The 16928-nt window shown below is 70.3% G+C and carries 12 protein-coding genes, 1 pseudogene and 1 riboswitch; of the genes and pseudogenes, 6 read left to right on the top strand and 7 right to left on the bottom strand.

Annotated elements, in window-relative coordinates; translation table 11 throughout:
• Positions 1-140: 140 nt before the first annotated feature.
• The gene (locus tag JIX55_RS37070) at positions 141-3017 is read right to left on the bottom strand and encodes a bifunctional acetate--CoA ligase family protein/GNAT family N-acetyltransferase (RefSeq protein WP_257567580.1); all 2877 of its coding nucleotides are present in this window, start codon (positions 3015-3017) and stop codon (positions 141-143) included.
• Positions 3018-3206: 189 nt separating this feature from the next.
• On the opposite strand from JIX55_RS37070, the gene JIX55_RS37065 reads away from it, so the two are divergent.
• Positions 3207-3488, top strand: a complete 282-nt coding sequence (locus JIX55_RS37065; protein WP_257567579.1) for an HPr family phosphocarrier protein — start codon at positions 3207-3209, stop codon at positions 3486-3488.
• Positions 3489-3658: 170 nt separating this feature from the next.
• On the opposite strand, the gene JIX55_RS37060 is transcribed toward JIX55_RS37065, so the two are convergent.
• The 4 genes from JIX55_RS37060 to JIX55_RS37045 form a co-directional block, all read right to left on the bottom strand.
• Entirely contained in the window at positions 3659-4363 is a 705-nt protein-coding gene (locus JIX55_RS37060; RefSeq protein ID WP_257567578.1) for a GntR family transcriptional regulator, read from the bottom strand.
• A gap of 187 nt (positions 4364-4550) precedes the next feature.
• Positions 4551-5339, bottom strand: coding sequence for a M23 family metallopeptidase (locus JIX55_RS37055; protein WP_257567577.1), 789 nt, complete (start codon positions 5337-5339; stop codon positions 4551-4553).
• A 12-nt stretch (positions 5340-5351) separates the two neighbouring features.
• Positions 5352-5526, bottom strand: a riboswitch (cyclic di-AMP (ydaO/yuaA leader).
• A 203-nt stretch (positions 5527-5729) separates the two neighbouring features.
• Positions 5730-7118: a M16 family metallopeptidase gene (locus tag JIX55_RS37050; protein WP_257567576.1), complete on the bottom strand. Its 1389-nt coding sequence runs from the start codon at positions 7116-7118 to the stop codon at positions 5730-5732.
• A complete protein-coding gene (locus JIX55_RS37045) occupies positions 7115-8491 on the bottom strand; it encodes a M16 family metallopeptidase (RefSeq protein ID WP_257569606.1) in 1377 nt (458 codons plus the stop codon). Before JIX55_RS37045 ends, JIX55_RS37050 begins: the two co-directional genes overlap by 4 nt.
• A gap of 371 nt (positions 8492-8862) precedes the next feature.
• On the opposite strand from JIX55_RS37045, the gene JIX55_RS37040 reads away from it, so the two are divergent.
• A complete protein-coding gene (locus JIX55_RS37040) occupies positions 8863-11319 on the top strand; it encodes a DNA gyrase/topoisomerase IV subunit A (RefSeq protein WP_257567575.1) in 2457 nt (818 codons plus the stop codon).
• 10 nt (positions 11320-11329) lie between these two features.
• Here JIX55_RS37040 and JIX55_RS37035 read toward each other — a convergent pair whose 3' ends face one another.
• Positions 11330-12451 carry a CobW family GTP-binding protein gene (locus JIX55_RS37035; protein WP_257567574.1) on the bottom strand — a complete coding sequence of 374 codons (1122 nt, stop codon included), beginning with the start codon at positions 12449-12451 and terminating at the stop codon, positions 11330-11332.
• A gap of 419 nt (positions 12452-12870) precedes the next feature.
• On the opposite strand from JIX55_RS37035, the gene JIX55_RS37030 reads away from it, so the two are divergent.
• The 3 genes and pseudogenes from JIX55_RS37030 (at position 12871) to JIX55_RS37020 (ending at position 14226) form a co-directional block, all read left to right on the top strand.
• Positions 12871-13374, top strand: coding sequence for a DUF6082 family protein (locus JIX55_RS37030; protein WP_306820070.1), 504 nt, complete (start codon positions 12871-12873; stop codon positions 13372-13374).
• Between the two features lie 273 nt (positions 13375-13647).
• Positions 13648-13878, top strand: a pseudogene (locus JIX55_RS37025) (hypothetical protein); the annotation flags it as partial.
• 111 nt (positions 13879-13989) lie between these two features.
• Positions 13990-14226 carry a hypothetical protein gene (locus JIX55_RS37020; RefSeq protein ID WP_257550812.1) on the top strand — a complete coding sequence of 79 codons (237 nt, stop codon included), beginning with the start codon at positions 13990-13992 and terminating at the stop codon, positions 14224-14226.
• A gap of 88 nt (positions 14227-14314) precedes the next feature.
• On the opposite strand, the gene JIX55_RS37015 is transcribed toward JIX55_RS37020, so the two are convergent.
• Positions 14315-15496, bottom strand: a complete 1182-nt coding sequence (locus tag JIX55_RS37015; RefSeq protein WP_257567572.1) for a citrate synthase/methylcitrate synthase — start codon at positions 15494-15496, stop codon at positions 14315-14317.
• Between the two features lie 98 nt (positions 15497-15594).
• Between JIX55_RS37015 and JIX55_RS37010 the strand changes: the two genes are divergently transcribed.
• Entirely contained in the window at positions 15595-16875 is a 1281-nt protein-coding gene (locus tag JIX55_RS37010) for a citrate synthase (RefSeq protein ID WP_257567571.1), read from the top strand.
• The last annotated feature ends 53 nt before the right edge of the window (positions 16876-16928 follow it).

Genomic DNA, 16928 nt, shown 5'->3' with positions numbered 1-16928 from the left:
ACGTCCATCCTACGGTGGTGCACCGACTGCGAGGGACCGCTCTGCCGTCCCTGTTCTGTCGTGGACGGCTCAATGCGCGGGGCCGTGCGCCGTCCGTGCGGGGTCCGCGCGCCGTCGTGAACGCGCCGGGAGCGTCGTCCTCAGTACACCGGAAGCGTCCGCGGGCCGAGGTCGTCGCGGGCGGGCGGGCGCGCGAGCCGTACGGTGGCGCCGAGCACGCTCAGCCCGCGCGGGGCGACGACGACGGGCTCCAGGGAGACCGCCACGACCTCGGGGTGGTCGTCGACCAGGCGGGAGACCCGCAGCAGCAGCTCCTCCAGCGCCTCCGTGTCGACGGGGGCGGAGCCCCGCCAGCCGAAGAGGAGCGGTGCCGTCCGGATCGACCGGACCAGCGAGGCCGCGTCCCGCTCGGTGGCCGGAATCAGCCGGTGCGCCATGTCACCTAGCAGCTGAGACGCGGGCCCGGCCAGCCCGAAGGAGAGCACCGCTCCGGCCGCCGGGTCGACCACCGTCCGCACGATCGTGTCGACTCCGCGCGGGGCCATGCCCTGCACGACCGGCCGCAGCTCCGCCGGCCCCCCGAAAAACTCCGTCAACTCCGCGTACGCCCGCCGCAGTTGCTCCTCGTCCGCCAGATCGAGCCGTACGCCGCCCAGGTCGGCCCGGTGCCGCAGGTGCGGGGCGGTCGTCTTGAGCGCCACGGGGTAGCCGACGGCACGGGCGGCCGCCACGGCCTCGTCGGGCGTGGGCGCGGGCCGCGCCTCCCGCACGCGGATGCCGTACCGCGCGAGCAGTGCGACCGTCTCCCGTGCGCCGAGCGTGAGCCCCTCGCCCCTGGCCAGCAACGCGTCGATCTGCCCGGCCGCCCCCTTCTCATCGATGTCCTCGTACTCGGGCACCCGCCCCGGCTCCGCCGCCTCCCGCCGCCACTGGGCATGGTTCACGGCTTCGGACAGCGCACGGACGGCCCGCTCGGCGGCGGGGTAGGCGGGGATGAGACGGGAGTCGGCCGGGTCCGAGGAAGGTGTTCCCCCTGTCCCCACGGTCGGCGGTCGTTCCGCGGGGCGATGGGGGTCCCCCCGCCCGAGCGAAGCCGAGAGTGCGGGAGGGCGGGCCCCGCCCGCGGCGCCGGGCGGCGTGTCACCGGCTTGTGGTGCGGTACTGGCAGCCGCCGACAACGCCTCCGCGAGGCCACCGAGCTCGACGTGCACGACGAGCACCGGCTTCCCGGGCACTTCCGCCGCCGCCATCCGCAACGCCTCGGCCAGAGCCGCGTCGTCGGGCGACGTCTCTCCGAGCGCCGGTATCGCCGTCACCACCACCGCATCGCAGGATTCGTCCGCCAGCGCCCCGGACAGAGCCTGCCGGAACTCCTCCGCGGAAGCCCCCGTCGTCAGATCCACGGGGGGCAACGGCCGGAGCCCCTCCGCGAGGCACGCGTCATAGGTGAGCATCCCCAGCGACTCGGAGTTCCCCAGAATCGCCACCCGCGGCCCCGCCGGCAGCGGCTGCCGGGCCAGCAGCAGCCCCGCGTCGACCAGTTCCGTGATCGTGTCGACCCGGATCACCCCGGCCTGCCGCAGCAGCGCGGACACGGTGGTGTGGGGCAACCGAGTGGCACGTACGGCATGCCCCTGCGGAGCCGAACCGTGTCGCGCCCCCTGCACCACCACGAGCGGCTTGACCGCCGCCGTGCGCCGGGCGAGGCGGGTGAACTTGCGCGGGTTGCCGATGGACTCCAGGTACATCAGGACGACATCGGTGTCGGGGTCCTCGTACCAGTACTGGAGGACATCGTTCCCGGACACGTCCGCGCGGTTGCCGGACGACACGAAGGTGGAGACGCCGGTGACCCCGGTGACCCCTCCCCCGCGCCGGTGCAGCCGGGACAGCAGGGCGATCCCGATGGCGCCGGACTGGGCGAAGAGGCCGATGCGCCCGGAGCGCGGCGTCTCGGGGGCGAGCGAGGCGTTGAGCCGTACGTCGGGGGCGGTGTTGATGATCCCGAAGGCGTTCGGCCCGATGATGCGCATGCCGTACGTACGCGCCTGGCGCACCAGTTCGCGCTGGCGCTCGCGCCCTTCGGCGCCGCTCTCGGCGTACCCGGCGGAGACGACCACGAGCCCCTGCACGCCGTGTTCACCGCACTCGGCGACGACCTCGGGGACGTGGGCGGCCGGGACGGCGACGACCGCGAGGTCGACCGGGCCCTCGATCTCCCTGATGGACCGGTACGCCGCGACCCCGTCGAGCTCCTTCTCCCGCACGGCCTTGTTCACCGCGTACAACTGCCCTGTGAACCCCGCGTCCCGGAGGTTGGCGAGCACGCTGCGGCCCACTCCGCCCGGCGTGCGCCCGGCGCCGATGACGGCGACCGAGCCGGGGGCGAGGAGTCGCTGGACGGACCGGGCCTCGGCACGCTGCTCCCGCGCGCGCTGCACGGCGAGGGAGCGGTCGGTGGGCTCCAGGTCGAACTCCAGGCGTACGACGCCGTCCTCGAAGCTGCGCTTCTGCTGGTACCCGGCGTCGGTGAAGACCTTGATCATCTTGCTGTTGGCGGGGAGCACCTCGGCGGCGAAGCGTCTGATGCCGCGCTCGCGGGCGACGGCGGCGATGTGTTCGAGGAGGGCGGAGGCGACGCCGCGGCCCTGGTGGGCGTCCTGGACGAGGAAGGCGACCTCGGCCTCGTCGGCTGGGGCCGACGCGGGCATTCCGTCGGCGCCGATGCGGTCGTAGCGTACGGTGGCGATGAACTCGCCGCCGACGGTGGCGGCGAGCCCCACCCGGTCCACGAAGTCGTGGTGTGTGAAGCGGTGGACGTCCTTGGCGGACAGGCGAGGGTACGGCGCGAAGAAGCGGTAGTACTTCGACTCGTCCGAGACCTGCTCGTAGAAGCTGACGAGACGCTCGGCGTCATCAACGGTGATGGGCCTGATGCGTGCGGTGCCGCCGTCGCGCAGCACCACGTCGGCCTCCCAGTGGGCGGGGTACTCGTGCCGGTCCGACGAGGTCTGCATGGGCCCCAGAGTACGGCTCGCGTGCGACAACGGCGCGGGGCAGTCTGGGGAAGCACAACAGAAGGACAGCAGCCGGTTCGCGGTCAGGCCGTGGGCCCGGTCCGGCGCGCTGCACGATATGGGAGACTGGTCTAGACAACCGGTCTAGACCTCTCTGAAGAACCCGAGACACCTGAAGGGCAGCATCACATGGCTGAGCGCCGCGTCAACGTCGGCTGGGCCGAGGGCCTCCACGCCCGCCCCGCATCCATCTTCGTCCGGGCCACCACGGCCTCCGGTATCCCCGTGACGATCGCCAAGGCCGACGGCAACCCCGTCAACGCGGCCTCCATGCTGGCGGTCCTGGGCCTGGGCGCCCAGGGCGGCGAGGAGATCGTGCTCGCCTCCGAGGCCGAGGGCGCGGACACCGCGCTCGACCGTCTGGCGAAGCTCGTGGCCGAGGGGCTCGAGGAGCTCCCCGAGACGGTCTGAGTAACGCGATAAAGGCCTGAAAGGCCACCCGCGGGCAACATCGAAGGGCTCGTCCGATTTATCGGGCGAGCCCTTCACATTTCTCTGTCGCAAGCGGGGAGAAAATCGTTCTTCGGGCAGCAGAAATAATGCCCTTCGAATTTCTTCTCTCTTTGTATACGGCTCCCGTGTTAATGCCGAAGGCTCGGCATGTTTACGGGGTGTTGCGAAGTCCTCACACGCTCCGGGCGCTCCGCCCCGCCGGGCCCGGCGGGAAATCGGAGCCGGTGTGCGGCGGTGGCGCGCTCGGTGTGCAGGGACGTGATGGTCCGGGCCCGCTCGCTGTCGCCGCGCGCGACGGCGTCCACGATGCCGCCGTGCTCCGCCCAGGACTCCGCGGGGTTGGCCGGCGCCTCGACCGCGTACATCCAGGCGATCTTGTGCCGCAGCTGGGCGAGTGTCGAGGTCAGCGCGGGGCTACCGGACGCCTGTGCGAGCGTCTCGTGGAACCAGCCACCCAGGGAGCGCAGATCCTCGCTGTTGCCCCGCCTGGCCCGCTCCTGACCCAGTCTCACCAGGCCGCGCAGCACCTTGAGGTGCGCCTCCGTACGGCGCTGCGCGGCGCGGGCGGCGCCCAGCGGCTCCAGCAGCATGCGCATCTCCAGCAGGTCGGCGGCCTCCTGCTCGGTCGGCTCGGCCACACACGCGCCCGCGTGCCGACGGGTCACGACGAAGCCCTCGGCCTCCAGCGTGCGCAGCGCCTCACGCACGGGGACGCGGCTGACGCCGTACCGGCGGGCGAGCAGTTCCTCGGTGAGGCGGCTGCCGCGCTCGTAGACACCCGCGACGATGTCATCACGGATCGCCGTGCATACCGAGTGCGCCGGAATACGCATGACCGACCTCCGCCTTAATCCCCGTGAAACGTCGATGATTGACGTGTGTTCCAGCGACTCTATTGCAGTGAGCCGGAATTTCCGATGGCGGACCGGAATCCAGGGATATTTTTTGGACAGGAGGTACGTCACAACGCGGAAAGCCCCGGCTCGGTGAGCCGGGGCCTCGGGCGTAGGTGCGGGAGCGTCAGACGTTCACGCCGTGCGAGCGCAGATACGCGAGGGGGTCGATGTCCGAGCCGTACTCGGCCGTCGTCCGGGCCTCGAAGTGCAGGTGCGCGCCGGTCACGTTGCCGGTCGCCCCGGAGAGGCCTATCTGCTGGCCGGGGGTGACCGTCTGGCCGACGGAGACGGCGATGGACGACAGGTGGCCGTACTGGGTGTACGTGCCGTCGTTCATCTTGATCACGATGTTGTTGCCGTACGCGCCGCCCCAGCCCGCCTCGACGACGGTGCCCGAGCCGACCGCCTGGACGGCGGTGCCGGACGCGGCGTGGAAGTCGATGCCGGTGTGGCTGCCGGAGGACCAGACGGCGCCGCCGGCCTTGTAGCCGGTGGAGACGTACGAGCCGCTGATCGGGGAGACATAGGCGTTGAGGCGCTTGCGCTCGGCGGCGCGGGCGGCACGCGCCTCAACCTCCTCGCGCTCCTTGGCGGCGGCCCGTTCCTGCTCGGCCTTCTCGGCGGCGGCCTTCCTGGCCTCCTCCTGCGCCTGCTTCTTGACGGCGGCCACCTCGGCCGCCTGCTGCTGGGCGGCGGCCTGGGCGTCGACCTGGTCGGCGACCGTGTCGCCGAGGGTGATGATCTGGTTCAGTCCGGTCTGCTCGACGGCGGGCTCCTCCGCGGCGAGCGCGGGAGCGGCCAGGGTGCCGATGACACCGGTGGTGGTGAGAGCGGCGACGCCCACGTTCCTCGTGGTCGTGCGCTGCACACGGCCGGGGCGGCGGTGCTTCCCGGGGGCGCGGGTGAACGCCATGAAGTGGCTGGTCCTTTCCTTCCCTCTCGCCTACCGGGTTAGCTGACGGGTTCGGAGCAGGAAGGTCTCCTACGGCCACCCCCCGGTTCGCGATGCTTCGCGAAGGGCGTCCGATTCACCCCAGGGACTGTGATGGGTCCCCGGCTCCCCTGGCTCGCGCCGTACGGGGACTCGGCGATGACTGTCCGGTGCCGCGGCTGCGGCGAACTGCTGACGAACAGCCGGACCGACGCTAAGTGGGCCGTCTTCGAAATAACAAACGGATCACGGGATTTGTTGCCTACGCCACAGGTCAGACACACAACCTCCGCCATCAATAGGGACAAACGGGGGCCCTGGTGACTCTTCCGTCACCAGGGCCCCCGAGGTGCACGCCCTTATGTCCGGGTTCTACTCGGCCGGTACGACGGTGACTTCGCCGATGCCGAGGGCCCTGACCGGCTCCTCGATCTGCTCGGCGTCACCGACGAGGACGGTCACCAGACGGTCCACCGGGAAGGCGCTCACGGCGGCCGCGGTGGCCTCCACCGTGCCGGTGGCGGCGAGTTGGCGGTACAGCGTCGACTGGTAGTCGTCCGGCAGGTACTGCTCGACCTGGTCGGCCAGCGTGCTCGCCACGGCCGCGGCCGTCTCGAACTTGAGGGGGGCGACCCCGACGAGGTTCTGTACCGCGACGTCGCGCTCGGCGTCGGTCAGGCCCTCGGCGGCGAGGGTGCGCAGCACCGTCCACAGGTCCTCGAGCGCCGGGCCGGTGTTCGGGGTGTCGATGGAGCCGCTGATGGCGAGCATCGCTGCGCCCGAGCCGTCGGGCGCGGAGCGCAGCACCTGGCCGAACGCGCGCACACCGTAGGTGTAGCCCTTCTCCTCGCGCAGGACACGGTCCAGGCGGGAGGTGAGGGTGCCGCCGAGGCAGTAGGTGCCGAGCACCTGGGCCGGCCACACGCGGTCATGCCGGTCGGCGCCCACCCGGCCGATGAGCAGTTGGGTCTGGACGGAGCCGGGGCGGTCCACGATGATCACCCGCCCGGTGTCGTCGGCGGTCACCGACGGCACGGGGCGCGGTTTGGCCGGGGAGCCGGTCCAGGCACCCAGCGTGTCGCCCAGCACCGCGTCGAGATCGACGCCGGTGAGGTCGCCGACGACCACGGCGGTGGCCGTGGAGGGGCGTACGTGCCTCTCGTAGAAGGCGCGTACGGCCGCGGAGTCGATGCCCTCGACGGTCTCCTCGGTGCCCTGGCGGGGGCGCGACATCCGCGAGTCGGCCGGGAACAGCTGCTTGTAGAGCTCCTTCGCGGCCCGGCGGCCCGGGTTGGCGGTCTCGTGCGGGATCTCGTCGAGCCGGTTGGCCACCAGCCGCTCGATCTCGCTGTCCTCGAACGCGGGTGCCCGCAGCGCGTCGGCGAGCAGGCCGAGCGCCTTCGCCAGCCGCGACGCGGGCACTTCGAGGGAGAGACGTACGCCGGGGTGGTCGGCGTGCGCGTCGAGGGTGGCGCCGCAGCGCTCCAGCTCGGCGGCGAACTCCTCGGCGGTGTGCTTGTCGGTGCCCTCGGAGAAGGCCCTGGTCATGATGGTGGCGACGCCGTCCAGGCCGGTGGGCTCGGCGTCCAGGGGCGCGTCGAGGAGGACCTCGACGGCGACGACCTGCTGGCCGGGGCGGTGGCAGCGCAGCACGGTCAGTCCGTTGTCCAGGGTGCCGCGCTCGGGCGCGGGGAACGCCCAGGGCCTGGCCTCGCCGGCCTGGGGCTGCGGGTGGAAGTCCATGGTCGCGAACTCGGTCACTTCGCCGACTCCTCGTTCTCGTCGGTGGTTTCGGCGGCCTGAGCCGCGGCGGCTTCGTCTTCGTCGCCCTCTTCGCCGTCGACGGGCTCGTAGACGAGCACCGCGCGGTTGTCGGGCCGCAGGCGCGCCTTGGCGATCTCCTGGACCTCGTCGGCCGTCACTTCGAGGACGCGGTCGACGGCGGTGAGGGCGAGCTTCGGGTCACCGAACAGGACCGCGAACCGGCACAGTTCGTCGGCGCGGCCCGCGACCGTGCCGAGCCGGTCCAGCCACTCGCGCTCCAACTGGGCCTGGGCGCGCTCCATCTCCTCCGCCGTGGGACCCTCCGCGGCGAACCGGGCGAGCTCCTCGTCCACGGCGGCCTCGATGACGGGCACCTCGACATCGCCCGAGGTCTTCACGTCCAGCCACGCCACGGAGGGCGCGCCGGCCAGCCGCAACAGGCCGAACCCGGCCGTCACGGCCGTACGGTCACGGCGTACGAGCCGGTTGTACAGGCGGGAGGACTCGCCGCCGCCGAGGATCGTGAGCGCCAGGTCGGCGGCGTCGCAGGCGCGCGTGCCGTCCTCGGGCAGCCGGTAGGCGGCCATCAACGCGCGCGCGGGCACCTTCTCCTCGACGACCTCGCGCAGCTGCTCACCGATGATGTCGGGGAGCGTGCCGTCGCGGGGATCGGGCTTGCCGTCGTACGCCGGGATCGAGCCGAAGTACTTCTCGATCCATGCGAGCGTCTGCTCCGGGTCGATGTCGCCGACGACCGAGAGGACCGCGTTGTTGGGCGCGTAGTAGGTGCGGAAGAACTGGCGGGCGTCCTCCAGGCTGGCCGCCGACAGGTCCTCCATCGAGCCGATGGGCGTGTGGCGGTACGGGTGACCCTCCGGGTACGCCAGGCGGAAGATCTTCTCGAAGACGGTGCCGTACGGCACGTTGTCGTAGCGCTGCCGGCGCTCGTTCTTGACGACGTCCCGCTGGTTGTCCAGGTTCTTCTGGTCGAGCGCGACCAGCAGACTGCCCATGCGGTCCGCCTCCAGCCACAGCGCGAGCTCCAGCTGGTGGGTGGGCATGGTCTCGAAGTAGTTGGTGCGCTCCCAGCTCGTCGTGCCGTTCAGCGAACCGCCGGCGCCCTGGACCAGCTCGAAGTGACCGTTGCCCGGCACCTGCTTCGAACCCTGGAACATCAGGTGCTCGAAGAGGTGGGCCAGGCCGGTGCGGCCCTCGACCTCGTGGCGCGAGCCGACGTCGTACCAGAGGCACACCGCGGCGACCGGGGTCAGGTGGTCCTCGGAGAGCACCACGCGCAGGCCGTTGTCCAGGCGGTGCTCCTTCACTGTCAGGCCTTCGGAGCCTGCCTCGGCTGTGGCCGTGTGACCCATGGGCATGTACGTCCCTTCGATCGCTGTGCTGTAGTCGCGGGATCCGTCGTGGAAGCGTCGCGGAAACCGCTGTTTTCCTGCCGGTCCTGCCACTGTATGCAAGCGCGCGGACCCCTGGAGAAGTTCCCGGGGGTCGTACGCCGAGAGCGAGACCGGGGTCGCGGCCGTCGAGGGTTGGTTAAGGTCGGCGCACACTGTTGACACGACGGCCCGGGAGGCCGGGCCGGATGGTCGGCGCCGGGCCGTGTCAGGGTTGTCAGTGCGGCAGTCCACAATGGTCCGCGTCAGATCCCGTTCACGTCTCGGTGAGAGTGAGCTGGAGACGTGAGCGCCCCGTAGGTGAGCGACCAGAAAAAGAGGAGCCGGCAGCGATGGCCCGCCGCAGCACGAAGACCCCGCCGCCCGACGACGCGTACGAGGAGAGGATCCTCGACATCGACGTCGTCGACGAGATGCAGGGCTCCTTCCTCGAGTACGCGTACTCGGTCATCTACTCCCGAGCCCTTCCGGACGCCCGCGACGGTCTGAAGCCGGTGCACCGCCGGATCGTCTACCAGATGAACGAGATGGGCCTGCGCCCCGACCGCGGCTATGTGAAGTGCGCCCGCGTCGTCGGCGAGGTCATGGGTAAGTTGCACCCGCACGGCGACTCGTCGATCTACGACGCCCTGGTGCGCCTCGCCCAGCCCTTCTCCATGCGGCTCCCCCTGGTCGACGGCCACGGCAACTTCGGTTCGCTGGGCAACGACGACCCGCCGGCCGCCATGCGGTACACCGAGTGCCGGATGGCCGACGCGACGAGCCTGATGACGGAGTCGATCGAGGAGAACACGGTCGACTTCGCGCCCAACTACGACGGCCAGGAGCAGGAACCGGTGGCGCTGCCCGCCGCCTTCCCGAACCTGCTGGTCAACGGCGCTTCCGGCATCGCCGTCGGCATGGCCACCAATATGCCGCCGCACAACCTGGGCGAGGTCATCGCGGCCGCCCGCCACCTCATCAGGTATCCGAACGCCGACCTGGACACGCTGATGAAGCACGTCCCGGGACCCGACCTGCCCACCGGCGGCCGGATCGTCGGCCTCTCCGGGATCAGGGACGCGTACGCGACGGGCCGCGGCACCTTCAAGATCCGCGCCACGGTGACGGTGGACAACGTGACGGCCCGCCGAAAGGGCCTGATCGTCACCGAGCTGCCGTTCACCGTCGGCCCGGAGAAGGTGATCGCCAAGATCAAGGACCTGGTCGGCTCGAAGAAGCTGCAGGGCATCGCCGACGTCAAGGACCTCACCGACCGCGCGCACGGCCTGCGTCTGGTCATCGAGATCAAGAACGGCTTCGTGCCCGAGGCCGTCCTGGAGCAGCTCTACAAGCTGACGCCGATGGAGGAGTCCTTCGGCATCAACAACGTGGCCCTGGTCGACGGCCAGCCCCTCACCCTGGGCCTCAAGGAGCTCCTGGAGGTCTACCTCGACCACCGCTTCGAGGTCGTACGGCGCCGCTCGGAGTTCCGCCGCGGCAAGCGGCGCGACCGTCTTCACCTGGTCGAGGGTCTGCTCACCGCGCTGGTGGACATCGACGAGGTCATCCGCCTGATCCGCTCCAGCGACAACTCCGCGCAGGCCAAGGAGCGCCTGATCGAGCGCTTCTCCCTGTCGGACATCCAGACGCAGTACATCCTCGACACCCCGCTGCGCCGCCTCACCAAGTTCGACCGCATCGAGCTGGAGTCCGAGAAGGACAGGCTCAACGCCGAGATCGCGGAGCTGACGCGCATCCTGGAGTCGGACGCCGAGCTGCGCAAGCTGGTCTCCGGTGAACTGGCCGCGGTGGCCAAGAAGTTCGGCACCGAGCGCCGTACGGTGCTGCTGGAGTCCTCGGGCACCCAGGTGACCACGGTCCCGCTCCAGGTGGCGGACGACCCGTGCCGGGTGCTGCTGTCGTCGACGGGTCTGCTGGCCCGGACGGCCAACGGCGAGCCCTTCGCGGCCGACGAGGACGGCAAGCGGGCCAAGCACGACGTCATCGTCTCGGCGGTCCCGGCGACGGCCCGGGGCGAGGTGGGCGCGGTGACCTCCACCGGCCGCCTGCTGCGCCTGAACGTGGTCGACCTGCCGCAGCTGCCGGACACGTCGGCGGCCCCGAACCTTTCGGGCGGCGCCCCGCTCTCGGAGTTCCTCTCCCTCCAGGACGGCGAGACGGTCATCTGTCTGACGACGCTCGACGAGTCGTCGCCCGGGCTGGCCATCGGCACCGAGCAGGGTGTCGTCAAGCGTGTGGTCCCCGACTACCCGTCCAACAAGGAGGAGCTGGAGGTCATCACGCTCAAGGAGGGCGACCGGATCGTCGGCGGCGTCGAGCTGCGCACCGGCGACGAGGACCTGGTCTTCATCACGGACGACGCCCAGCTGCTGCGCTACCAGGCCTCCCAGGTCCGCCCGCAGGGCCGCCCGGCCGGCGGCATGACCGGCATCAAGCTCACCGAGGGCGCGAAGGTCATCTCCTTCACGGCCGTCGACCCGGCCGTGGACGCGGTCGTCTTCACGGTGGCGGGCTCCCGCGGCACCCTCGACGACTCCGTCCAGACCACGGCCAAGCTCACCCCCTTCGACCAGTACCCCCGCAAGGGCCGCGCCACGGGCGGTGTCCGCTGCCAGCGGTTCCTCAAGGGCGAGGACTGCCTGTCCGTCGCCTGGGCGGGTCCCGTACCGGCCCGCGCCGCGCAGAAGAACGGCATGCCGGCCGACCTTCCGGAGATGGACCCGCGCCGCGACGGCTCGGGCTTGTCCCTGGGCAAGACGGTTTCGTCGGTGGCGGGTCCGGTGTGAGCCCGAGCCTTCAGACGCTGTCGTAGGAGGCCTCGGGTTCCTCGGCCCCCGCTTCCTGCACGTAGCGGAGGACGCCCCACATGCCGTGTTCGTCGGCGTGTGGGGCGTCGTTCTTGCACGCCTCCAACTCCTTGCTCAGGGCCGGGGCGTCGATACCGGCCCCGATGAGCACCAGTTGGCTGAACCGGCTCTCCTCACCGTCCGCCCAGGGCTCGGGAAGGAACCGCAGGAACCGCCCCACGGCATGCACGGCGTAACGGTTCCGGAGGTCGTACGGCCCGAAGTCGACGTACCCCTTGATGCGGTAGAGCCCTTCGGATCTGCCGTCGAGGAAGTCCATGAGCCGCCGGGGGTCGAGCGGCACGTCGGAGACGAAGGCGACGCTGTCGTAGCCGGTGTGCAGATGCCCGACGTGACCGTCACCGTCCTCCCCGTCCCCCTCCCCGTCCTCGTCATGTCGATGAAGGTCGTCGAAGGAAAGCTGGCCGATGCGCTCCTCGGAGGGCCGGCAGTCGAAGAGGAACTCGGGGTCGATACGCCCGTAGGTGGCGGGTACGACGGCCGCACGGTCACTGAGCGAGCGGACGAGCTCCAGGACGCGCTCCCCGTCCTCGGCCCGGTCGAGCTTGTTGACGACGACGAGGTCGGCGATGCCGAGATGCCGGTCGATCTCGGGATGCCGCTGCCTGGTCTCCGGGAACTCGGACGCGTCGACGACCTCGACGAGCCCTCCGTACAGCACCCGGGGATTCTCGCTGGCCAGCACCATCCGTACGAGCTCCTGCGGCTCGGCGAGACCGCTCGCCTCGATGACGATGACATCGATCCCGGCGGACGGCTCGGCGAGCCGCTCCAGGTAGACATCCAGCTCACTGGCGTCGACAGCACAGCACAGACACCCGTTGCCCAGCGACACGGTGGAATCGCCGAGGGCCCCGGCCACCGCCATCGCGTCGATCTCGATCGCCCCGAAGTCATTGACCACAGCCCCGATACGGCTGCCGCCGCTGCGGTGGAGGAGGTGATTGAGCAGGGTCGTCTTGCCGGAACCGAGGAATCCGGCGAGGACGACGACCGGGATCTGCCGCGAGCCCCGCGGACTCGGGCTCGGATTCGACGACTGGCTCAACACGCGCCCTCTCTCACACCGTTGCGTGCGCCGGCTCGCGGCCGGCCACCGCACGAGGACGGCTCATGGACCGGCTCTCACCGGAACGCCGCGGCTCTCGTACGTCCTTTGAATGCCGTTCCAGGATACGAGTGGGGGCGAGCGCCCCGTGGAGTGAACGATTGTTAGCGGCGCCCGCGGGGCACACGTCTGGCATGGCGCCGGTTCGCACGACCCGCACATCCCTCCGTGCGCCTCCTCTCCGCCTCCCAGCCGACCAGCGCCGCTCGGACACTGGAGGCGGCAAGCGCCGCCCACCGCTCGCCGGTCCCCATCCCGTCGACCCGCACCCGACGACCGGCGGACGGCCGCCTGAACCGGGGGTTGACATGGCCACACAGAGAAGCGGAAGTCGAAGGCTGGGCGCCTTGGCAGCAGCGGGCATGGGGCTGGTAACAGGCGCCCTCACCACGCTGGCCACGCGTCGACAGGAAGTCAACGCACTTCGTTCACGCGTCGAACGCCTGGAGCGGGACGCGCAGAACCAGCAGCAGGCCAATCTCGCCCATCAGCAGCGCCTGCACTGGGAACTGCTGAGCAAGGCCATGGACGACCCCGAGCTCGCCGAGGTGCTGAACACCTACGACGAGGCGTTCTCCGCGAAGAAGCAGCGCCAGTTCCTCTTCGCCAACGCCCTTTACACCAACGCGCTCTGCTACCACCGCATGGGCAACATCAGCAGGGAGGAGTTCTTCGGATTCGTCCGAGGCATCCTGCAGAATGCCATCTTTCGCGAGTACTGGTACGCCACCCGCCCTCATCGAGCAACGCTGATCGAGGTCTCCGAAGAGGCTGAACTCGGCCGTATGGTCGACGACCTGCTGCGACAACTCGAGGAAGCGGACATCGACGAGTGGTGGGTGGTCGGTGAGCCTCCGACGGAGTAGAGCCGTGTAGAGCTGACGCCGTCGTTAAGCCCCGTCCACTCCCTCCACCTTCCCGAGTGGATCACGCCTCCGGGCGGTAACGAACTCATAAACTCACCCGTTTCCCCTGATGCCAACAGGGTTGACTGCACGCGATCGCGTAAGGGTCACCCCCCTCCGAACAGTCGCTCCATGCCGCCCGGCCGTCGAGGTAGCAGCCCCACAGGGCCGCATCGCGCCGCGCAGCCACAGCGCGCAGGCACTGAAGCCTTGAGACCAAGGGGAACTTGAACAGTGAGTCAGATCATCCGTCGGCTGGGGACTCCACCGAGCCTTCGTGGAAGCGTATCCGGACAGAATTGCCCGGATATCTTCGAATTGACCGACGGGGACTTCGCAGTCATCGGCACAGACGTCACGAGAACGTTGGAACCGCGGCTTCCCGCCGACGTAACCCTCGGCGAGAGCGGACGCATCGTGGTGGTCACGCGCGAGACTCTGATTCATGCCAAGGCCGATATTCCTCTGGCCTCAGCCGGCATCGAAACGCCCGGCGCGCCGCTCGGCACAGCCCTATCCGCGGTAGCCACATCCCGGCCTGTGCCCACACCCGTGAACAGGGAAGGTCAACAACAGGTGAAAATCGTACGCCGTATCGGTGTGCCGCCTCAGCAACGAGGCAGCCTCACCGGAGGAACCTGCCCGGACATCTTCGAACTGAGCGACGGCAGTTTCGCCGTCATCGGCACCGAAGCCACGGACGCACTCGAAAACGAGCTGCCTTCCGACGCCGCCCGCGCGGACTACGAACGCATCGTGGTCATCAGCCGCGAGACACTGATCCGAGCCAAGGCAGACATCCCGCTCGCCTGACCCGACCGCGCTCAGGATCCGATGTGGCCCGGGCTCGACACCGCACATGGTGTCGAGCCCTCTCGTTTCGCATGTGAGCCGCCTGCGCTCAGTGGACGACCTCTGACGCCACCACGGGCACCGCCACCGGCGCCCCCGGCCCCACGTACCGGGCCGCCGGGCGGATGATCTTCGAGTCCTCCGCCTGTTCGAGGATGTTGGCGGTCCAACCGACGGTGCGGGCGGCCGCGAAGGTCGGGGTGAACATCTCCCGGGGCAGGCCGCAGAGTTCCATGACGACGCCCGCGTAGAACTCGACGTTGGTGTGCAGTGCGCGCCCGGGCTTCAGCTCGGCGAGGATCGACTCGACCTGGCGTTCCACCTCCACCGCGAAGGCGACCCGAGGGCCGCCGGACCGCTCCGCGATGCCGCGGAGCATGCGGGAGCGAGGGTCCTCGGTGCGGTAGACGGGGTGACCGAAGCCCATGATGCGGTCACCGGCGAGGACGCGTTCACGGATCCAGGGGTCGATGCGGTCGGGCGTGCCGATCGCATCGAGAGTGTCCAGGGCCCGGCTCGGCGCACCGCCGTGGAGGGGACCGGAGAGCGCGCCCACCGCACCCACAAGGCACGCCGCCACGTCCGCGCCCGTCGACGCGATGACCCGCGCCGTGAAGGTTGATGCATTGAATCCGTGATCAATGGTTGAGATCAAGTATTGCTCGATCGCCCGCGTCCGCAGGGGGTCGGGTTCCGAACCGGTCAACATGTAGAGGTAGTTCGCGGCGTAGGGAAGGTCGTCCCGCGGTTCGATCGGGTCCAGACCCTGCCCCAGTCGGTACAGCGCGGTGAGCAGGGTCGGTACGGCCGCCGACGCGGCCAGCGCGTCCGCGCGGCGCTCGTCCGCGTCGAGGTCGTACACGGGCCGGAAACCCTTGGAGGCACCGAACAGCGACAGGGCGGTGCGCAAGCCGGACAGCGGGCCGGAGTGGGCGCTCGCCGTCGCGATCGCGGGCAGCGCGGCCCGCACGTCGTCGGGCAGCCGGCGCAGGGGCCGGACCCGGTCGGCGAACGCGGTCCGCTGCGACGCGTCCGGCAGTTCGCCGTGTGCCATCAGATGCCAGACGTCCTCGAAGTCACGGGTCTGCGCGAGTTCGACGGCCGAGTACTGGCGGTAGTGGTAGAAGCCCTCCTGCCCCCTGACATCACCCAATGAGGTGTCGGTGACGACGACGCCCGCGAGTCCTCGCGGCACGTCGACGGGGGTGGTCGCGGCCCGGTTGATGGACATGTCTCCTCCTTGAACTTGATTCGACTGTCCATGCATGACTCAATCTCTGTCAATATTGATTGAATCAATGTCATGTCTATACGGATACGGTGGCGTCCATGAAGGAGCAAGGCGATCGAGAATCGGCGGACCTGGTGACCGCCACCGCCCGCACCGGCCGACGGCTCAGCACCAGGGAGACCGCCGAGTTGCTCGGCGTGAAACCGGAGACCGTGTACGCGTACGTGAGCCGTGGCCAGCTCACCAGCCGACGGGACCCCGGTGGCCGTGGCAGCACCTTCGACGCCGAGGAGGTGGCGGCGCTCGCACAGCGCAACAAGCGGGAGAGTAGCGGGAGTCCGGCCGCGGCGGGCGAGCTCTCCGTCCGCACCCGGCTCACCCTCATCGAGCAGGATCGCTACTACTTCCGGGGTGTCGACGCGACCGAACTCGCCGCGCGCCACTCCTACGAAGAGGTCGCCGAGTGGCTGTGGACGGGCGAGCTGCGGCCCGGCGTCACTTTCACCGCCCCGAAGGCGTCCGTCACCACCGCCCGCCGCGCGGTCGACGCGCTGCCGGAACACAGCGGCCCCCTCGACCGGCTGCGGGTGGCCGCGATCGCCGCCTCGGCGGCGGACCCGCTGCGCTTCGACCTCTCCGAGGGGGCCGTCCTCGGCACCGCGCGCACCCTCATCCCCACCCTCGTCGCCGCGCTCCCGCCGGTCTCGCGCTCCCACCGCGACTCCGGCCCGCTCGCCGACCGGCTCTGGGCCCGGATCAGCGGCCGTACCCCCGACGAGGCGTCCCTGCGCGTCCTGGACACGGCACTGGGGCTGCTCGTCGACCACGACCTGGCCGCCTCCACGCTCGCGGTCCGCGTCGCCGCGTCGGCCCGCGCCCACGCGTACGCGGCCGTCTCCGCCGGTCTCGGCGCCCTCGAAGGCCCGCTGCACGGCGCGGCCGGCGCACTTGCCCACCGGCTGCTCCTCGACGTGCTGGACCACGGCAGCGCGGCCCCCGTGATCGCGGACGAACTGCGCGCCGGCCGCAGCATCCCGGGGCTCGGCCACCGTCTCTACGCGGGTGCCGATCCACGCGCGCGTGCCCTGTTCGCGCTCCTGGAGGGCGTCCCCCAGGCGGGACCGGCCCTCGCGGCGGCCCGCGACATCGTGGCGACCTCCGCCCGCCACACGCCCCTGCACGCCAATGTCGACCTGGCCCTCGCGGTCCTCACCGTCTCCTTCGGCATGTCCTCCACCGCGAGCGAGACCGTCTTCGCCGTGGCCCGCACGGTGGGCTGGATCGCCCATGCCCTGGAGGAGTACGGGGAGCGTCCGCTACGGATGCGCCCGAGGGGCCAGTACGTGGGAGTGCGGCCGCCCCAACCCCTCCCGGAGTGAACGCCCGCACGACCTCAACCCGCTCTCCACGACGCCCCGGGTCCCCAATGCGC

Origin of the sequence: Streptomyces sp. DSM 40750, assembly GCF_024612035.1 — a bacterium.
Taxonomy (GTDB): Bacteria; Actinomycetota; Actinomycetes; order Streptomycetales; family Streptomycetaceae; genus Streptomyces.
This window is presented reverse-complemented; position numbering and strand designations above follow the sequence as displayed.

Excerpts from the sequence above, each read along its gene's own strand:
- JIX55_RS37070 (WP_257567580.1), bottom strand. The coding sequence starts at position 3,017 with ATGCAGACCTCGTCGGACCGGCACGAGTACCCCGCCCACTGGGAGGCC.
- JIX55_RS37065 (WP_257567579.1), top strand. The coding sequence starts at position 3,207 with ATGGCTGAGCGCCGCGTCAACGTCGGCTGGGCCGAGGGCCTCCACGCC.
- JIX55_RS37060 (WP_257567578.1), bottom strand. The coding sequence starts at position 4,363 with ATGCGTATTCCGGCGCACTCGGTATGCACGGCGATCCGTGATGACATC.
- JIX55_RS37055 (WP_257567577.1), bottom strand. The coding sequence starts at position 5,339 with ATGGCGTTCACCCGCGCCCCCGGGAAGCACCGCCGCCCCGGCCGTGTG.
- JIX55_RS37045 (WP_257569606.1), bottom strand. The coding sequence starts at position 8,491 with ATGGGTCACACGGCCACAGCCGAGGCAGGCTCCGAAGGCCTGACAGTG.
- JIX55_RS37040 (WP_257567575.1), top strand. The coding sequence starts at position 8,863 with ATGGCCCGCCGCAGCACGAAGACCCCGCCGCCCGACGACGCGTACGAG.
- JIX55_RS37030 (WP_306820070.1), top strand. The coding sequence starts at position 12,871 with ATGGGGCTGGTAACAGGCGCCCTCACCACGCTGGCCACGCGTCGACAG.
- JIX55_RS37015 (WP_257567572.1), bottom strand. The coding sequence starts at position 15,496 with ATGTCCATCAACCGGGCCGCGACCACCCCCGTCGACGTGCCGCGAGGA.
- JIX55_RS37010 (WP_257567571.1), top strand. The coding sequence starts at position 15,595 with ATGAAGGAGCAAGGCGATCGAGAATCGGCGGACCTGGTGACCGCCACC.